This is a genomic window from Sphingopyxis sp. (assembly GCF_050725615.1).
Lineage (GTDB): Bacteria > Pseudomonadota > Alphaproteobacteria > Sphingomonadales > Sphingomonadaceae > Sphingopyxis.
In genome coordinates, this window is the sequence record NZ_JBOHHU010000089.1 from 1 (window position 1) to 17,939 (window position 17,939).

Genomic DNA, 17,939 nt, shown 5'->3' on the forward strand with positions numbered 1-17,939 from the left:
CGGGAGGGGTTGGGGGTGGGCCAGCAGCGTTGCGATAGCCCACCCCGCTGCGACTAGGGCGCAAGCGCCCAAGTCTCGCTGCCCCTCCCGCCTGCGGGAGGGGGATCAGCTCAATTCTTCAACATCCGCCCCCACCCCAAACCGGCCCCCCGATCACCCCGGCCCGAACGACCAACGAATGCGCCTTGCGGGACATCGCCCATTCTGCTCCCTTCGCCGACGAAGGGGATTCCGAAATGAAGACAATCTGCTTGCAGTTGCTGTCCGCGCTGGCGCTCGCCGCGCCCGCCGCCGCGCAAGACACCCCGCGCCCCGATCAGCTCGCCTTCCGTTCGCTCTACAAGGAACTGGTCGAAACCGACACGACGCTGTCGTCGGGCAGTTGCACCCTCGCCGCCGAGCGCATGGCGGCGCGAATGAAGGCGGCGGGGTTCGCCGATAGCCAGCTGACCCTGTTCGCCACCCCCGAGCATCCGAAGGAAGGCGGCCTCGTCGCCGTCTATCCGGGCACGTCGAAGACCGCGAAACCGATCCTGCTCGTCGCGCATATCGACGTCGTCGAGGCGAAGCGCGAGGATTGGGAGCGCGACCCCTTCGTGCTGATCGAGGAAGGCGGCTATTTCTACGGCCGCGGCACGCTCGACGACAAGGCGCAGGCGGCGGTGTGGGTCGATACGCTGATCCGCTTCAAACAGGCGGGCTATAAACCCAAACGCCCGATCAAGCTGGCGCTGACCTGCGGCGAGGAGAGCAATGGCGCGTTCAACGGCGTCGAATGGCTCGCAGCGAACCGGCGCGAGCTGATCGACGCCGAATTTGCGCTCAACGAAGGCGGCGGCGGCGACAGCGACGGAAAGGGCAAGGTGATCGGCCAGTCGGTGCAGGTCGGCGAAAAGACCTTTGCCAATTTCCGCCTCGAAACGCGCAACCCCGGCGGGCATAGTTCGGTGCCGGTGCGCGACAATGCGATCTACCAGCTGTCGCGCGCGCTGACAGCGATCGACGAATATGAATTTCCGGTCGAAATGACCGACGTGACGCGGCGCTTCTTCGCCGAAAGCGGCGCCGCGCGCGGCGATGAAACCGGCGCGGCGATGGTCGCGCTCGCAAAGGACAACAACGACAAGGCCGCGCTGGCGATCGTCGACAAGGACCGCTTCCTCCACGGCAATATCCGCACCACCTGCGTCGCCACTTTGCTCGACGGCGGCCACGCCCCCAACGCGCTGCCGCAGCGCGCCGGCGCGAACATCAACTGCCGCATCTTTCCGGGCCACAGCATCGAATCGATCAAGGACGAGCTGGCGAAAGTGATCGGCGATCCGGGTGTCACCATCACCCAGCTCCCACCCAAACGCCCCGCCCCGCCCGCGCCGCCGCTCGACCCGAAGGTCATCGGCCCGATGGAGAAGCTGGTCGCCCAATATTGGCCGGGACTGAAGGTGATCCCGTCGATGGCCAACGGCTATACCGACGCGACCTTTCTGGGCGCGGTCGGCATCCCGACCTATGGCATTCCCGGCATCTGGGGCGACCCCGACGGCAACGGCGTCCATGGGCTCAACGAACGTATCGAGGTGAAATCGCTCTATGTCGGACGCGACTATATGGTCGATCTGGTCAAGGCCTATGCCGACAAGCCCTAAGTCCTTTGCGTTGATGCGCTAGCCTTGCTATCCGCCCCCGACAATGGCGACCAACGACGACGATCTTCCTCCTTCCGACCCCGTTCCCGGCATGAGCGACACCCCGTTCGACAGCGCGCTGTCCGAACGCTACCTCGTCTACGCGCTGTCGACGATCACCGCGCGATCGCTGCCCGATCTGCGCGACGGCCTGAAACCCGTTCACCGCCGCCTGCTGTGGGCGATGCGCGCGATGCGGCTCGACCCGAGCCAAGGCTACAAGAAGTCCGCCCGCGTCGTCGGCGACGTCATCGGCAAATTCCACCCGCACGGCGACACCGCCGTCTATGACGCGATGGTTCGCCTCGCGCAGGATTTTTCGCTGCGCTACCCGCTCGTCGACGGTCAGGGCAATTTCGGCAATATCGACGGCGATAACGCCGCAGCCTATCGCTACACCGAAGCGCGGCTGACGCGCGTCGCGGTCGACCTGATGCAGGGCCTCGACGAAGGCACCGTCGATTTCAAACCCACCTATAATGGCGAGGATGAAGAGCCCGAGATTATGCCGGGGCTGTTCCCGAACCTGCTCGCCAACGGCGCGAGCGGGATCGCGGTCGGCATGGCGACGAACATTCCGCCTCACAATGCCGCCGAGGTGATCGATGCGGCGCTGGTGCTGATTGAGAACCCGCGCGCCGAACTCGCCGAACTGCTCGAGCATGTCAAAGGCCCCGACTTCCCGACCGGCGGCATCGTCGTCGACAGCGCCGAAACGATCACCCACGCCTATGCCACCGGCCGCGGCGGCTTTCGCGTCCGCGCGCGTTTTTCGACCGGCAAGGGCGAAAGCGGCTGGGAAGAAACGGGGATCGAGAAACAGGCGGGCGGCACCTGGCAGCTCGTCATCAGCGAAATTCCCTATGGCGTCGCCAAGGGCAAGCTGATCGAGCAGATCGCGCAGCTGATCGCCGACAAGAAATTGCCGATCCTCGAGGACGTCCGCGACGAAAGCGCGGAGGATCTGCGCATCGTCCTCGTCCCCAAGAGCCGCAACGTCGATCCCGATGTGCTGAAAGAAAGCCTGTACCGGCTGACCGACCTCGAAAGCCGCTTCGCGCTCAACCTCAACGTGCTCGACGCGACGCGCACGCCGAAGGTGATGGGGCTGCATCAGCTGCTCACCGAATGGCTGCAGCACCAGATCGTCGTGCTCGTCCGCCGCGCCCAGCACCGCATCGCGAAGATCGACGACCGGCTCGAACTAGTCGCGGGTTACATCATCGCTTTCCTCAATCTCGACCGGATCATCGAGATCATCCGCACCGAGGACGAGCCCAAGCCGGTGATGATCGCCGAGTTCATCCTGACCGACCGGCAGGCCGAAGCGATCCTCAACATGCGGCTACGCTCGCTGCGCCGCCTCGAGGAAATGGAGCTCAAGCGCGAGCAGGCCGATTTGACCGCCGAGCGCGAGGAGTTGGCGAAGCTGATCGAAAGCCCGGCGCGACAGAAGACGCGGCTGCGCAAGGACCTCGAGAAACTGCGCGCGGTCTATGGCCTCGACACGCTGCTCGGCGCGCGGCGCACGACGATCGCCGAAGCCGCGCCGGCGCGCGACATCCCGCTCGACGCGATGATCGAGAAGGAACCGGTCACCGTCATCCTGTCGAAGCGCGGCTGGATTCGCGCCCAGCGCGCGCATGTCGCGCCCGACCAGTGGGGCGAGTTCAAATTCAAGGAAGGCGACGAGCTCGCCTTTGCGGTCCATGCGCAGACGACCGACAAATTGCTGATCGCGGCGAGCGACGGACGTTTCTACACCATCGGCGCCGACAAATTGCCCGGCGGGCGCGGGTTCGGCGAACCGCTGCGGCTGATGGTCGATATCGATCCCGAGGCGCGAATCGTCGCGCTGATCCCTGCGAGCGCCGATGGACGGCTGCTGCTCGCCTCGACCAGCGGCCATGGTTTTGTCGCGCAGATGAGCGAGATCATCGCCGAAACGCGCAAGGGCCGCAACGTCGTCAACCTCAAGCCCAAGTCGGTTCTCGGCGTCGTGCGGCCGATCGGCGCCGGCGACGACAGCGTCGCGGTGGTCGGCGAGAACCGCAAGCTCGTCGTCTTCCCGCTCGCCGAAGTGCCGGTGATGGCGCGCGGCCAGGGGGTGATGCTGCAGCGATATCGCGACGGTGGTCTGTCCGATGCGGTCGCCTTTGCCTTTGCCGACGGTTTGAGCTGGGCGATGGGCGGCGATACGGGGCGCACGCGTACCGAAACCGATCTGGCGCCATGGCGCGTCGCGCGCGGCGCGGCGGGGCGGATGCCGCCCACCGGCTTCCCGCGGAACAACCGCTTCGACTGATCGCATTTCGATGTTGCCGTAAATAGCTTCTTTACTCCCCGCCCCATAGTGTCCGAGCAATGGGGAAAGGTCGCACAAAACCCTTTATTATGCCTATTGATCGCACCGGCGAGGACCGGCCCCTTCTGTTCGTCGGCTGGATCGACGCACTTCCGGTGCCGGCGGCATTGATCCGTCCGCTGGCGCGCGGCAATTTCCGCCTTCACGCCAGCAACGCGGCGTTCGACCGGCTGAGCCTGTCGCCCGCCGGTTTGAATGCGCCGATCGAGCTGCGCCGCGCGATCGAACGCGCCGAGCAAAGGCCGGAAGATACACAGGAATTTACCTGCCAGCTCGGCGACGGCCCCGCCGCGCGCGACCTGCGCGGATCGATCGGACCGCTGTCCGAAGAGTGCGGCGACGGCCATCTGTTCCTGCTGACGCTGATCGATCGCACCCAGGAAATGATGACCGAGCGCAATCTGCGCCGCGAGCTGGTGTCGGACAGCCTGACCGGCCTGCCCAACCGCGCCGGGTTCGAGGAACTGGTCGAACAGCGCATCGCCGCCGACGCCGAATCGGACCATGCGATCCTGCTGCTCGACCTCGCGCGCTTCAGCCGGATCAACGAACATATCGGGCCGCTGGCCGGCGACGAGTTGATCATCACCGTCGCGCGGCGGCTGAAATCGAGCCTGCGCAGCGGCGATATCCTGGCGCGCACCGGGGGCGACGAATTCGCCATCTCGTCGCGCATCGCGGGCGGCCGCGCCGACGTTCGCGAGATCGCGCGGCGCATCCGCGGCTGTTTCGACCATCCCTTCCGCATCGGCGAGTTGAAGGTCAGCGTCGACTGCGCGCTGGGCTGCACCATCCAGCCCGCTGCGGACACCGACGTCGCCGACCAGATTCGCCACGCACAGATCGCGTTGAAGCGCGCCAAGCAGACCGACCGCATCGAGATTTACGAACCCGAAGCCGCGATGCTGTCCGACAATCGGTTCGGGCTGGAAACCGCGCTGCGCAGCGCGATCGAGGAGGACCGCCTCCACCTTGCCTTCCAGCCGCTGATCGAGCTGGCGACGGGCAAGGTGTCGGGGTTCGAGGCGCTGGCGCGCTGGGACAATGATGGCAGCCGATCGATATCGCCGACCGAATTCATCCCGATCGCCGAGGATTCGGGGCTGATCGTCCCGCTTGGCCAATGGGCGATCGCCAAGGCCGCCAGCACGATCGCCGAATGGGACGCCAAGAATGGCGGCGCGCCGGTCGATTGCTATTTTTCGGTCAATGTCTCGGCGATCCAGCTGGTCCGCGACGACATCGCCGCAGCGGTGCGGCATGCGCTGGCGGAAAACCGGATCGGCGGCGAACGGTTGATGATCGAGCTCACCGAAAGCGCGATCATCGGCGACCCCGACCTTGCCTTGTCGGTGCTGAGCGAATTGAAGGCGCTGTCGACGCGCGTCGCGATGGACGATTTCGGCACCGGCTATTCGAACCTCGCCTATCTCCAGCGGCTGCCGCTCGACGTGCTCAAGATCGACCGCAGCTTTGTCGATCATATGGTCGACGATCGCGACAAGGTGGCGATCGTCCGCACGATCCAGAGCCTCGCCGAAGCGCTGGGCATGAAGACCACCGCCGAGGGGGTCGAGACTGCCGATCAGGCGCGGCTGCTGTCGGCGCTCGGTTGCGACTTCGGGCAGGGCTTCCTGTTCGCGCGGCCAATGGTCGCCGACGCCGCCTTCGATTATTGGCGTCAGTCGCTGAGCCGCCCGATCTTCTGATCGAGCAGCGCGGCGACGCGCGCCTTGTCGGGGAAATCCTCGGCCACCCAGGCCGCTTCGACCGCTTTCAGCAAGCTTGCGACCTGCGGACCGACGGTGACTCCGCGCGCAACGATGTCGCCGCCCTTGAGGGGCAGAACGGGCACGTTCCAGACCGACAGCAATTGCGCCGCAGCCGCCGCGTCCTGCGGCGAGGCGGTGAGCAGATAGACGTCGGTGGCGGCTTCGATGCCGATCGCATGCGCGAGTTGGCGCGGCGGCGGCAGCGGCGCGGCACGGCGGGCCGCGAGGGCGCCAAGATATTTGCGCTGGCGCGACGACAGGCGAAGGCGGCTCGCGACGTCCTCGGCGGTTGGCGCGTCAGGCGGAAGCAAGGCCGACAGCCGGCGCAGCGCCGAGGGGGGCGCCGCTGCGGCGTCCTCGTTGGCGAGCAGGCGGTCGAGCGTCGCGGCGAAGTCGGGCGCGAGTTCGGGCAGGACAACCTCGAACATCCCGTCGCTTGCCATCTGGCCGACGATCGCGCGCGGATCGGGCAGCGCCAATATCTTGGTCAGTTCGTCGGCGACGCGTTCGCGCGACAGGCTTTTCAGCGACTGGCGCGCCGCGATGACCGCAGCATGGCTTTCGGGATCGAGCCCGCCCTGTCCGAAGCGCGCCGCGAAGCGGTAAAAACGCAGGATGCGCAGATGATCCTCGGCGATGCGCGTCGCGGCGGCGCCGATAAAACGGATGCGCCCCGCCTGGAGATCGTCGAGGCCTCCGAAAAAGTCATCGACCGCGCCGGTAACCGGGTCGGCATAGAGCGCGTTGATCGTGAAATCGCGGCGCGCCGCATCCTCGCGCCAGTCGTCGGCGAAGGCGATCGTCGCGCGGCGGCCATCGGTCGCGACATCGCGGCGCAAAGTCGTGATCTCGTGGCGTTCGTGGCTGGCGATCGCGGTGACGGTGCCATGGGCGATGCCGGTCGGCACGACCTTGATCCCCGCCTTTTCGAGCCGCTGCATCACCTGGTCGGGCATCAGCGGCGTCGCGAGGTCGATGTCGGAGACCGGCAGCCCGAGCAGGCTATCGCGGACCGCGCCGCCGACGAGCTTGACCGCGCCGCCGCGCACCGAGAGCGCGGTGACGATGCGCGCCAGCCCCTCGCCACGACGCCAATCGGTTTCGGGCAGGACCGTCATCGGTACCAGCCCGACGGCATGCGCCGCGCGAGATTGACGATGATGCCCGCCGTTACGCCCCAGATCCGCCGTCCCTGCCACATCATGTCATAATAGTGCCGATCATGGCCCTGCCAATGCGCGTGGTGGAGCGCGTAATTTTCGGGGTTGAAGAGGATGTCGATCGGCACCTCGAACCAGTCCTCGACCTCATCGGGATTGGGGTCGAGTGGCAGGTCGGCCGGGATCACGCCGAGCACCGGGGTGATATGATAGCCGCTGCCCGAGCGATAGGCATCGCAGGTGCCCGCGACCGTCACGTCGCGCCGGTTGAGCCCGATCTCCTCCTCCGCCTCGCGCAGCGCGGCATCGACCGCGTCGACATCGCCGGGGTCGATCTTGCCGCCTGGAAAGGCGACCTGTCCCGCATGGCTGCGCAGCCATTGCGGGCGCTGGGTCAGGATGATGCCAGGGTCGGGGCGGTCGGTGAAGGCGATCAGCACCGCAGCATCGCGCAGCCGGTCGTCGGGCGTGCCCAGATAGGCCTCGTCCTCATCCTCGCCGGGCAGCAGATTTTCGAGCGCAATGCGCAGCTTTTCGGACAGCATCAGGCGGTCACCAGCGGGAAGCGCGCGCCGTTCGACCAGATGGAGGGCGGGTCTTCGCCCTCCGCCAGCGCGAGGTCGGCGATCTCGTAATAGAGCGCCCGGTCGATGCGCGCTTCGAGGCCGTTGCCGATGCTGCCGCGCACATGCAGGCGGGGATCGGGGTTGTCGGGATCGTCGCCGAAGCCGAGCGGATGATCGGCGCCGGCGAGGACGAGGTCGTCGGTGTCGAGGCGAAAGATCAGGCGGCGCGTTTCACCCTCCCCCTCGCTCTTCATCTCGACGGCGCGGAACGGGGTATCTTCGACCGCGATCGACAATTTCTCGGCGGGGGTGACGAGAACATGGCCGCCATCGGGTTCGCGGCGCAGGATCGTCGAGAAAAGCCTGACCATCGCGGGCCGGTTGATGCGTCCGCCCTCATGGTACCAGCTGCCATCGGCGCGGATTTCCATCGCACTGTCGCCGCTGCGTTCGGGGTGCCATTGCTCGACCGGCGGCAATTTGCGCGCCGCGAGCAGTTCGGCGGCCTCCGTCGGCGACAGCTGCGCGAAATCCCTGGGGAGCGAGGGCGCGGGGGTTACCATGGTGCCCTGGCCCTCACGGCAAAAAACGGCAGAAAACTGCGCAACTTCATTCGCGATGCGCGTTTGGGCGGCCCACGACGACGGGCTTTGCCGGCCGCGCGCGAAACGGGTTCCGGATCGCGAAGGGCCGACAGCTCGACTGGTACAAAAACCCCGGAAAACTGCGCAACTTCATTCACGATGCGCGTTCCGAGGCGACCTCCCGCAAAAAATGCCCGGCGGTGCGCGATTGTCGGCGCGGTCGAGGGGCGCCGACCGGGTTTCATCGCCAAGGGCCCCGGCTTTCGCCCGAGAGCAGTCCGAAGCCGATTCCGAGAAGTGGCGGAAAACTGCGCAACTTCATTCGCAAATCGCTGTCGGGAGGGGAGGCTGGGAATCATCGGAAAAACGCTAAGCGACCGGAATAATGTAGGACAGCGTTTTTTGCGCCTAGCGCGGCCCGATCATCCCGGCGCCGGTCGGCAGGGTGTGCCCGTTGACCGTCCGCGCGAGCAGGCGGCGCTTTTCATAGGGGCCGGGCAAATCCCACGCCCCGGTCGCTTCGGCGGTGAAGCCGAAGAAGCGGCCATAATATTCGGGGTCGCCGATCATCATCAGACCGCTGTCGGCCTCGGTCTCCGCGGCCTCCAGCATATGCGTCATCAACGTGCGGCCGTGGCCGCCGCGCTGCACGTCGGGGCGCACCGCGACGGGGCCGACCATGACGAGCGGGGTCGCGGCGCCATCGGCGTCGATATGCGCGACGGGCCAGCACTGGATCGTGCCGACCAGCGCGCCATCCTCAACCGCCGCGAAGCTCAAAGCCGGCACCGCATCCATGCCCTGACGGATGCGATAGGCGGTTCGTCCAAAGCGGTCCGCCCCGAATGCGGCGTCGAGGAGATCCTCGACGACCGACGGCGCCATATCCGACAATGGAAGTAACTCGACCAACACGCACCCTTTCGCTAATGCGGCGACGCTTTAGGGTCCGGGGTCGGCGATGGAAAGCCGAATGTCGCCCCCACCGAACAGGAATTTCTTGTGACCGATATATTGTGGCTGGAGGTGGACGGGCTGACCGTCCAGGTACTGACCGGCATTTATTCCGAAGAAACCCATCTGCCGCAGCCCCTGCGCATTTCGGTGCGCGCCAAGCTGGCGATGGCCGATCATTATGATCCGACAACGCCATTGAGCCGGTCGAAAAATTACATGCACCTGAAATTCGCGGCGACCGAGGGCCTGCCCAAGGATGTCCATTTCGTGCTGATCGAAAGCGTCGCTGACCATATCATCGACACCTTGTTCCTGCAGGACGACAAGGTCGAGGAGGTCGAGGTCAAGATCGTCAAGCTGGCGATCGCCGAGGACGGCGAGGAAATCGGCATCACGATGCGGCGGGTCCGGAAATGACGCAGAAGCTGGCGCTGGTCACCGGCGGCCTCCACCGCGTCGGCGCCGCGATCTCGGCGCGACTGGCGCGCGAGGGCTATGCGCTGGCGCTGCACAAACGCACCGCCGCCGAGGCCGACCCGGTGCTGGCCGAGGCACTGGCCGAAACGGGAGCGCTGAGCCACCGCTTCGCCGCCGACCTGGCCGACCCGGCCGCGGTCGATGCGCTGATCCCCGCGGTGATCGCAAAATTCGGCCGCGCGCCCGACCTGCTGGTCAACAATGCGGCGCATTTCGCCGAGGGCGAGTGGCCCGACCTGTCGGCGGCGGCGCTCGCCGCGATGATGCAGGTCAATCTGTCCGCGCCGGTGATGCTCGCCAAGGCGCTCGTCGCCGCGAGCGACGACAAGCGCCCGGCGATCGTCAACATCGTCGACCAGCGCGTCGTGCATCCGGTGCCCGACCAGATCGCGTACAGCCTGTCGAAATCGGCCCTGTGGCAGGCGACGCAGACGCTGGCGGTCGCCTTCGGCGGCCGCGCGCGGGTCAATGCCGTGGCGCCGGGGCTGACGATGGCGACCGGCGATTATTCGGCGCCGCAGGTCGAGCGGCTCGCGCAGCTCATGCCGCTCGGCGCGCTGCCGACCCCGGCGCAGATCGCCGACGCGGTGGTGTATCTTGCCCGCGCCGAGGCGGTGACGGGACAGACGATCTTCGTCGACGGCGGCGCGCATCTGGCCCCGATGGCGCGGGATTTTGTGGCGCTGGAGCGGGATTGACGGCGCTCTGCAATAAATAGGGACTGTCCCTATTTATTGCCCCCCCTTTCGCGGTGGCGACGAGCTTTTAGTAAATATGCACCGCCTTGGTGACCAGATAGCCCTCGAGCCCTTCGGGGCCGCTCTCGCTGCCGAAGCCCGATTGCTTGATGCCGCCGAACGGCATGTCGAGGGTCGAGATGACGAAGCTGTTCACCCCGACCATGCCGCTTTCGATGCTGTCGACGATGCGGTTGATGCGGCGGCCATTTTCGGTGAAGGCGAAGGCGGCGAGGCCGAAGGGCAGTCGGTTCGCCTGTTCCAGCGCCTCTTCCTCGGTTCCGAACGGGCGGATCAGCGCCATCGGGCCAAAGGGTTCGATATTCATCGCATCGGCCTCGACCGGGACGTCGGCGATCGCGGTCGGCTGGAAGAAATAGCCGTTGCCGGTCGCCTCGCCGCCCGCGATGACGCGCGCACCCTTCGCTTTGGCATCGGCGACCAGAGCCTCGAGCGCCGGCACCCGGCGCGCATTGGCAAGCGGACCCATTTGCGTATCGGCGTCGAGGCCGCTGCCGATCTTCACCTTCGCGGTGCGCTCGGCGAAACCCTTGACGAAGGCGTCATATACGCCCTGCTGGACATAGAAGCGCGTCGGCGAAATGCAGACCTGCCCGGCGTTGCGGAATTTCTGCCACACCACCTTGTCGAGCGTCGCCTCGAGATCGCAATCGTCGAAGATCAGCACCGGCGCGTGGCCGCCGAGTTCCATCGTGATGCGCTGAACATTATCCGCGGCGAGCTTCATCAGATGTTTGCCGACCGCGGTCGAACCGGTGAAGCTGACCTTGCGGATCACCGGGCTCGCCAGCAGGTGCCGGCTGATCATGTCGGGATCGCCATAGACGAGCTGAACCGCATCGCCCGGGATGCCGGCATCGATCAGGCAGCGCATGACCGCGCTGGTGCAGCCCGGCGTTTCCTCGGGCGCCTTGGCGATGACGACGCAGCCTGCGGCGAGCGCGGGGGCGATCTTCTTGACCATCAGATTGACCGGGAAGTTCCACGGGCTGAAGCCCGCGACGGGGCCGATCGGATGCTTGGTGACCATCGCGCGCTGGCCGAGCGGACGCTGCAGCACGCGACCCTCGATGCGCTTGCCCTGTTCGGCGAAATAGGCGAGCAGCCCGGCGGCCGACAGCACCTCGCCGCGCGCCTCGGCGATCGGCTTGCCCTGTTCGAGCGTCAGCAAGGTCGCGATATGGTCGACGCGTTCGCGGATCAGCCCGGCGGCCTTGTGCATCAGCGCGGCGCGCTCGTCGGGGGTCTTGGCGCGCCAGCTCGGCCAGCCGCGCTCGGCGGCGGCGAGCGCCTCGTCGAGGTCGGCGGCGGTGGCGACCGGCAGTTCGGCGATCGTGCCCGCCGTCGCCGGGTTGAACACCGGCCGCGCCTCGCGCCCCTCGCCGCTCCGCCAGGCGCCGGCGATGAAAAGCTGAAGGTCGGCATCGTAGGTCGCGGTGTCGGTCATGGACGATCCTTTGGGGGGCTGGAGGATGCGCCCCATATAGTCGCCCTCAGCGATAGTTAAAGCTGATGCTGATCCGTTCGCCCTTGCCCGTGTGCGGCATCACCTCGTGGCGCAGCCAGCTTTCCCACAGGAAGACGCGCCCTGCCGCGGGTTCAGCATAGACGAAGGGCAGCAGATGTTCGGGCGCATCGTCGGTGCGGCCGGGCGCCGCCATCAGCATCGCGAGGCGCGGATCCTCGAGCTTGAGCGCGCCCGATCCCGGCGGGACCGCGACATAGAAGGTGCCCGACACGATGCTGTGCGGGTGGATATGGCCGCTGTGGGTGCCGCCGGGTTTCAATATATTGACCCACAGGCTGTCGAGCTTGAGCGGCTTGGCGAGGTCGAAATGCGTCGCCCTGGCGAAGGCCTTGACCTCCTTGTCGAGCAGCTTTTTCAGGTCATAAAAGGCCGGATCGCGCTCGGGCAGATCGCCGAGGCTCGCGTAGCTGGTATAGCCCTTATAGCCATGGTCGCGGCTCCAGCGCCGGCCCGCTCCATCCTCTTCGGCGAACAGCCGGCTGCTTTCCTCCAGCTCTTCGAGCAGGTCCGCCGAACCGATGTCGGCTTCGTAGAAAATACTGGCGAAGAGCGAACGAACGGGCATGATGCGCGCAAAGCACAGCAGCCAAGCACACGCAAGGGAGACGAGGATGGCCGAGTTTGAATTGATCGCGAGCGGATTGCGTTTTCCCGAGGCCCCGGTCGTCATGGACGACGGCAGCGTCATCGTCGTCGAGATCGAGCGCGGCTGCATCACCCGCTGCTGGCCCGGCGGCCGCAAGGAGGTGATCGCGACCCCCGGCGGCGGTCCCAACGGCCTGGCGATCGGCCCCGACGGCAAGCTGTATTGCTGCAACAACGGCGGGTTCAACTATGTCGAGAGCGACGGTTATCTGGCGCCGCACGGCATCGCAGACGATTATTCGGGCGGACGCATCGAACGCATCGACATCGAAACCGGCGCAGTCGAGGTCCTGTATCAATCGGGCGACCATGGGGTGGTCCTGCGCGGGCCGAATGACATCGTGTTCGACGCGCATGGCGGCTTCTGGTTCACCGACCATGGCAAGGTCGATTATGCCAAGCGGAGCCACGACATCGTCGGCATCTTCTATGCCAAGGCCGACGGCAGCTTGATCGAAGAGGTCATCTTCCCGTCGAACAACCCCAATGGCGTCGGCCTGTCGCCCGACGGCAGCACCCTCTATGCCGCCGAGACCTATACGTGCCGTCTGATGAAGTTCAACATCGTCGCCCCCGGCAAGGTCGCGCCCGATGCGGGGCCCGGCGGACCCGGCATCCCGCTCTATCGCCCCGCCGGCTATAAATTCTTCGACAGCCTCGCGGTCGAGGCGTCGGGCAATATCTGCGTCGCGACGATCGGCGAATGCGGGATTTCGGTGGTGTCGCCGGGAGGCGAGCTGGTCGACTTCGTCGCGACCGACGACATTTTTACGACCAACATTGCGTTCGGCGGACCCGACCGGCAGGATGCCTATCTGACGCTGTCGGGTAGCGGGCGGCTGGTGAAGACCCGCTGGGCGCGGCCGGGATTGCAGCTGCAATATTGACTTAGTCAAGGGACTTAGCTAAGTTGGTCATATGACGGTCGTGACCATACACGAAGCGAAAACGCATCTGTCGCGCCTGATCGCCCGTGTGCTCGCGGGCGAAGAGGTGACGATCGCGCGCGGCAAGGAACCGGTGGTCAAGCTGATGCCGGTGAAGGAAGTGGTGAAGCCGAAGCGGCAACTCGGCCGCCTCGCGCATCTGATTCCGCCCGGCAAGGATCCCTTGGAAGATGGCTTCTGGGATCCCCTGCCCGAGGAAGACCTCGCGTTGTGGAATTGCGACGCCGATGATCCCAACGACAAGCTGTGAGCGAGGGCTATTTGCTCGATACCCACAGCTTGTTGTGGGCCATCTATGCACCGGACATGCTGCCGTCCCGCGTCAGGGACCTTCTGCAACGGCGCGACGAGCCGATTTATGCATCGGCCATTTCCGCTTTTGAAATCGCGCAGAAGCATCGCTTGGGAAGGCTCGATTTCGCACGGGCCCATGCGCTCGACTTCACCGACGAAATCGCCAAGGACAATCTCGAATCCTTGCCGCTGACCGCTGACCACGCCCGGCTCGCTGGCGCACTGCCCATTCCTCACCGCGACCCCTTCGACCGCATGCTGATCGCTCAGGCGCAGATCGAGGAACTCGCATTGATTTCCAATGAAGCCATGTTCGACCAGTTCGGGGTCGTTCGTTTTTGGTAAGGGGCTGACATGCACGAGGAAACCCACGCCGTCACGCGGATCGGCTGGCTGCGCGCCGCTATCCTCGGCGCCAATGACGGTATCGTCTCGACCGCCAGCCTGATCGCCGGGGTCGCGGCGGCGGGCGCCTCGGCCTCGTCGGTCCTCGTCACCGGCACGGCGGGTCTCGTCGCGGGGGCGATGTCGATGGCGGCGGGCGAATATGTGTCGGTGAGTTCGCAGGCCGACGCCGAGAAAGCCGACGTCGAGCTCGAAAAGCACCACCTCGCCGCCGATCCCGAGTTCGAGCTGGAGGAACTGACACAGATTTACGAGCAGCGCGGGCTCGACCGCGCGCTTGCCGAACAGGTCGCGGCGCAACTGACCGCGCATGACGCGCTCGACACCCATTTGCGCGACGAACTGGGCCTGACCAGCGAGATGGCGGCGCGGCCGATCCAGGCGGCAGCCGCCTCCGCCGCGAGCTTTACTGTCGGCGCGGCGCTGCCGCTGGCGACGGTGTTTTTCGACCGCGGCGCATCGCTGCCGTGGACCGTCTCGGCGGCGTCGCTGCTCTTCCTCGCGCTGCTCGGCGCATTGGGCGCCCGGGCGGGCAATGCGCCGATGCTGCGCCCTGTGGTGCGCGTCACCTTCTGGGGGGCGATGGCGATGACGGCGACGATTGCGATCGGCTCGCTGTTCGGCGCGGTGGCGGGCTAAAGCCCTAACGCGCGATCAGCCACTCACGCAGCGCGACCGCATTGTTCCGCTCCTCGTTCTTCGCGGCATAGAGCAATGTCACGGCCCCCGCCTTCGCGGCAGCATCGAGGGTGAACAGCGCCGCTTTCATCGCCTCGTCACCGCCGTCGAGCTCGGCGAAATAGCCGTGCCGGAACGCATCCCACGCCTCATCCGAACCGGCGGTCGCGTGATGAAAGCGCTCGCGCAGATCGTCGCTGGGCGACAGCGGCTTCAGCCAGGCGGCGAGCGCGGCCTTCTCCTTCGACACCCCGCGCGGCCACAGCCGGTCAACGAGGAAGCGCGCGCCGTCGTCGGGACCGGCTGGATCGTAGATGCGTTTCACCGCGATTGTCAGGGGCGTTGTCATCTGTATGATTATTGACCATCCCGCGCTCGCGGGCAAGCAACCGGAGGGGTCCGCACATGAATGAAACCGGATGGGCGATCGACATCGATCGCGACGATATCGCGCGTGCGGAACTGGTGACCGATACCGCCGCGCCGCTGGCGCCCGGGCAGGTCCGTGTCGCCATCGACGGCTATGCGATGACCGCGAACAACATCACCTATGCGGTGTTCGGCAAGCCCGCTGGGCTGTTCGGCCCAGATAAAGACGGAGGGGACCAAGGCTATTGGGATTTCTTCGCTGAGCGCGATGCGCCCGGCCGGCTGCCGGTGTGGGGATTCGCGACCGTCACCGAAAGCGCCGCCGAGGGTGTCGCGGTTGGCGAGACTTTCTATGGCTATTATCCGATGGCCAGCCATGCCGTGCTCAATGTCGGCAACGCCGGTCCCGGCGGCTTCACCGATGTGACGCCGCGCCGCACCACCCTGCCCCCGATCTATAACCAGTATCAGCGCGTCAGCGCGCTGCCCGACTATCGCGCCGCCGACCATGATTATTGGCCGGTGTTCCGCCCGCTGTTTCTCACCGGCTGGCTGATCGCCGACCAGTTCGAGGATGAGGGCGATTATGGCGTCCAGCAGATCTTGATCGCCAGCGCGTCGAGCAAGACCGCGATCGGGCTGGGCTTTTCGATCGCACAGCGCGGTGGGCATCGCCCCGAAACGATCGGGCTGACCAGCGCCGCCCATGTCGAGGCGCTGGCGGCGCAGGGCATTTACGACCGCGTCATCAGCTATGACCAGATTATGACGCTCAACGCCGCGACCCCGGCCGCGCTTGTCGACATGGCGGGCAATGGCGCGGTGACCCGCACCGTCCACAGCCATTTCGGCAATCAGCTCAAGGCCTCGATCATCGTCGGCAAGTCGCATTGGGACGCCCAGGCCGATGCCGAAGGGCTGCCCGGTCCCGAGCGTCAGGGATTTTTCGCGCCCGGCCGCAGCCAGAAGCGGATCGCCGACTGGGGCGGGCCGGCGTTCGGGCGGAAGATCGCCGAGGCCTGGCTGGCGTTCATGGACGTCGCGCCGCGCCTCGCGACGATCGACAAGCGCCGCGGCGGTGAAGCGGCGCTGGCCGCCTATCGCGAAATGTTGTCGGGCGCGGCCAACCCGAAGGCCGGAATCGTGGTGAACCCGTGCTGATCGTCGGCAGCCCCGTTTCCCCCTATGTCCGCAAGATATTGGTCGCGCTCGATCACAAGGGCGTCGATTATGAGATCGATCCGATCACACCCTTTTTCGGCAATGACGAATTTTCCCAGATCAGCCCGCTGCGGCGGATCCCGGTACTGATCGACGGCGACATGATCCTCAACGACTCGACGGTGATCGCCGAATATATCGACGAGGCCTGGCCCGATCCCGCGATGATGCCCGCCACGCCCGCCGACCGGGCGCGAGCGCGCTGGATCGAGGAATATGCCGACAGCCGGCTCGGCGACCTGTGCATCTGGGGCCTCTTCTACCCGCGCGTGGTCGCGCCCTATGTGTTCAAACAGGCGCCCGACGAGGCAGCGGTGGCGAAAATCGTCGAGACCGACCTGCCTGTCGCACTCGACTGGATCGAGACGCAGGCACCTGCGGACGGCTTCCTGTTCGGGTCGCTGGGGATCGCCGACGTCGCGGTCGCCTGTCCGCTGCGCAATGCCGCGATCGCGGGCTGTCCGGTCGACGCCGCGCGCTGGCCGCGCACCGCAGCGTGGATCGAACGCGTTGCGGCCACCCCGGCCTTCGCGAAGACCATCGCCCTCGAACAGGCGATCCTGACCTCACGCAGCGCCGACCGTCCCGCCGCGCTGACCGCTGCGGGCGCCAAGCTTTCGGCCAAAAGCTATGCCAGCGACCAGCCGCGCTCCAGCATCATGCTCCGTTAAACTCGCGAAAGACCTCCATGCCCATCACCACCGTCATCTTCGACTTCGGCGGCGTCATCACCGCCTCGCCCTTTGAGGCCTTCAATCGCCTCGAAGAAGAGCGCGGGCTGCCGCGCGATTTTGTGCGGCGGGTCAATGCGGCGAACCCCGACGACAATGCCTGGGCGAAATTCGAGCGGGCCGAGATCGACGCCGCCGCGTTCGACCGCCTGTTCGCCGACGAGGCGCGCGCGCTGGGGCACGAGTTGGAGGGCGAGGCGGTGCTGGCCGTCATCGCGGGCGCGGTGCGCCCCGACATGGTGACGGCGCTCGACACGCTGAAGGCCAAGGGTTTCCGCATCGCCTGCATCACCAACAATGTCCCGGGCGGCAAGGCCGTCAAGGGCGCGGGCATGACGCGCAGCGAGGCGGCCGCGAACGAGGTCGCGCGCATCATGGCGCGCTTCGAACATGTCATCGAATCGAGCAAGGCGGGGGTGCGCAAGCCCGACCCCGCGATTTACCTGATGATGTGTGAAAGGCTCGGCGTCGAGCCCGGCGAATGCGTCTATCTCGACGACCTCGGCATCAACTGCAAGCCGGCGAGCCAGCTCGGCATGCACGCGATCAAGGTCACGAGCGGCGAGCAGGCGCTCGCCGACCTGTCGGCGGTGCTGGGGGTCGAGCTTCCCTGACATTCGGTTTCAGTCCGAAGCGGATGGGGGATTTGGGGGCAGCGCCGGACGTTATTCTCCCCTCCCGCAAGCGGGAGGGGCAGCGAGACTTACGAGCTTGCTCGTTAGTCGCAGCGGGGTGGGCATCTGCGCTGTCGGGAGCTCGCTACGCTCGCGCCCACCCCCAACCCCTCCCGCCTGCGG

General features: G+C 66.2%; 19 protein-coding genes. 12 read left to right on the plus strand and 7 right to left on the minus strand.

Going from position 1 to position 17,939, the window contains the following annotated elements:
* Positions 1–236: 236 nt before the first annotated feature.
* From ACREB7_RS17090 to ACREB7_RS17100, 3 genes are all read left to right on the plus strand, one after another.
* Entirely contained in the window at positions 237–1,646 is a 1,410-nt protein-coding gene (locus tag ACREB7_RS17090) for a M20/M25/M40 family metallo-hydrolase (RefSeq protein ID WP_431593481.1), read from the plus strand.
* 43 nt (positions 1,647–1,689) lie between these two features.
* Positions 1,690–3,990, plus strand: a complete 2,301-nt coding sequence (gene parC, locus ACREB7_RS17095; RefSeq protein WP_431593482.1) for a DNA topoisomerase IV subunit A — start codon at positions 1,690–1,692, stop codon at positions 3,988–3,990.
* Between the two features lie 89 nt (positions 3,991–4,079).
* A complete protein-coding gene (locus tag ACREB7_RS17100) occupies positions 4,080–5,759 on the plus strand; it encodes a putative bifunctional diguanylate cyclase/phosphodiesterase (protein ID WP_431593483.1) in 1,680 nt (559 codons plus the stop codon).
* Here ACREB7_RS17100 and ACREB7_RS17105 read toward each other — a convergent pair.
* The 4 genes from ACREB7_RS17105 to ACREB7_RS17120 form a co-directional block, all read right to left on the minus strand.
* Positions 5,732–6,940: a CCA tRNA nucleotidyltransferase gene (locus ACREB7_RS17105; RefSeq protein ID WP_431593484.1), complete on the minus strand. Its 1,209-nt coding sequence runs from the start codon at positions 6,938–6,940 to the stop codon at positions 5,732–5,734. The genes ACREB7_RS17100 and ACREB7_RS17105 overlap by 28 nt on opposite strands.
* Positions 6,937–7,527 carry a CoA pyrophosphatase gene (locus tag ACREB7_RS17110; RefSeq protein WP_431593485.1) on the minus strand — a complete coding sequence of 197 codons (591 nt, stop codon included), beginning with the start codon at positions 7,525–7,527 and terminating at the stop codon, positions 6,937–6,939. Before ACREB7_RS17110 ends, ACREB7_RS17105 begins: the two co-directional genes overlap by 4 nt.
* Positions 7,527–8,111, minus strand: coding sequence for a DUF1285 domain-containing protein (locus tag ACREB7_RS17115; protein WP_431593486.1), 585 nt, complete (start codon positions 8,109–8,111; stop codon positions 7,527–7,529). The genes ACREB7_RS17110 and ACREB7_RS17115 overlap by 1 nt, the downstream gene beginning before the upstream one ends.
* Before the next feature lie 429 nt (positions 8,112–8,540).
* Positions 8,541–9,044 (minus strand): GNAT family N-acetyltransferase, encoded by a 504-nt coding sequence (locus ACREB7_RS17120; protein WP_431593487.1) that lies wholly within the window; start codon positions 9,042–9,044, stop codon positions 8,541–8,543.
* Positions 9,045–9,134: 90 nt separating this feature from the next.
* Between ACREB7_RS17120 and ACREB7_RS17125 the strand changes: the two genes are divergently transcribed.
* Together ACREB7_RS17125 and ACREB7_RS17130 are read left to right on the plus strand one after the other, a co-directional pair.
* Positions 9,135–9,506, plus strand: a complete 372-nt coding sequence (locus ACREB7_RS17125; protein WP_431593488.1) for a dihydroneopterin aldolase — start codon at positions 9,135–9,137, stop codon at positions 9,504–9,506.
* On the plus strand, positions 9,503–10,264 hold the full coding sequence (locus ACREB7_RS17130) for an SDR family oxidoreductase (protein ID WP_431593489.1): 762 nt from the start codon (positions 9,503–9,505) through the stop codon (positions 10,262–10,264). Before ACREB7_RS17125 ends, ACREB7_RS17130 begins: the two co-directional genes overlap by 4 nt.
* Before the next feature lie 67 nt (positions 10,265–10,331).
* Here the strand turns inward: ACREB7_RS17130 and ACREB7_RS17135 are convergent, their stop codons facing one another.
* Complete coding sequence (locus ACREB7_RS17135; RefSeq protein WP_431593490.1) at positions 10,332–11,771, minus strand: NAD-dependent succinate-semialdehyde dehydrogenase; 1,440 nt, start codon at positions 11,769–11,771, stop codon at positions 10,332–10,334.
* 46 nt (positions 11,772–11,817) lie between these two features.
* Entirely contained in the window at positions 11,818–12,417 is a 600-nt protein-coding gene (locus ACREB7_RS17140) for a TIGR02466 family protein (protein ID WP_431593491.1), read from the minus strand.
* Positions 12,418–12,463: 46 nt separating this feature from the next.
* Here ACREB7_RS17140 and ACREB7_RS17145 point away from each other — a divergent pair, with 46 nt between their 5' ends.
* The 4 genes from ACREB7_RS17145 to ACREB7_RS17160 are packed head-to-tail and all read left to right on the plus strand — an operon-like array spanning position 12,464 to position 14,782.
* Positions 12,464–13,384, plus strand: coding sequence for an SMP-30/gluconolactonase/LRE family protein (locus tag ACREB7_RS17145; RefSeq protein WP_431593492.1), 921 nt, complete (start codon positions 12,464–12,466; stop codon positions 13,382–13,384).
* 31 nt (positions 13,385–13,415) lie between these two features.
* Positions 13,416–13,694 carry a type II toxin-antitoxin system Phd/YefM family antitoxin gene (locus tag ACREB7_RS17150; RefSeq protein WP_431593493.1) on the plus strand — a complete coding sequence of 93 codons (279 nt, stop codon included), beginning with the start codon at positions 13,416–13,418 and terminating at the stop codon, positions 13,692–13,694.
* Positions 13,691–14,083: a type II toxin-antitoxin system VapC family toxin gene (locus tag ACREB7_RS17155; RefSeq protein WP_431593494.1), complete on the plus strand. Its 393-nt coding sequence runs from the start codon at positions 13,691–13,693 to the stop codon at positions 14,081–14,083. The genes ACREB7_RS17150 and ACREB7_RS17155 overlap by 4 nt, the downstream gene beginning before the upstream one ends.
* Positions 14,084–14,092: 9 nt before the next feature.
* Positions 14,093–14,782, plus strand: a complete 690-nt coding sequence (locus ACREB7_RS17160) for a VIT1/CCC1 transporter family protein (RefSeq protein ID WP_431593495.1) — start codon at positions 14,093–14,095, stop codon at positions 14,780–14,782.
* Positions 14,783–14,786: 4 nt separating this feature from the next.
* Here ACREB7_RS17160 and ACREB7_RS17165 read toward each other — a convergent pair whose 3' ends face one another.
* A complete protein-coding gene (locus ACREB7_RS17165) occupies positions 14,787–15,170 on the minus strand; it encodes a DUF488 domain-containing protein (protein WP_431593496.1) in 384 nt (127 codons plus the stop codon).
* Positions 15,171–15,226: 56 nt separating this feature from the next.
* On the opposite strand from ACREB7_RS17165, the gene ACREB7_RS17170 reads away from it, so the two are divergent.
* The 3 genes from ACREB7_RS17170 to ACREB7_RS17180 are packed head-to-tail and all read left to right on the plus strand — an operon-like array spanning position 15,227 to position 17,756.
* Positions 15,227–16,351 (plus strand): DUF2855 family protein, encoded by a 1,125-nt coding sequence (locus ACREB7_RS17170; protein ID WP_431593497.1) that lies wholly within the window; start codon positions 15,227–15,229, stop codon positions 16,349–16,351.
* Positions 16,345–17,082 carry a glutathione S-transferase family protein gene (locus ACREB7_RS17175; RefSeq protein ID WP_431593498.1) on the plus strand — a complete coding sequence of 246 codons (738 nt, stop codon included), beginning with the start codon at positions 16,345–16,347 and terminating at the stop codon, positions 17,080–17,082. The genes ACREB7_RS17170 and ACREB7_RS17175 overlap by 7 nt, the downstream gene beginning before the upstream one ends.
* A 17-nt stretch (positions 17,083–17,099) precedes the next feature.
* The gene (locus ACREB7_RS17180; protein ID WP_431593499.1) at positions 17,100–17,756 is read left to right on the plus strand and encodes an HAD-IA family hydrolase; all 657 of its coding nucleotides are present in this window, start codon (positions 17,100–17,102) and stop codon (positions 17,754–17,756) included.
* Positions 17,757–17,939 lie beyond the last annotated feature (183 nt).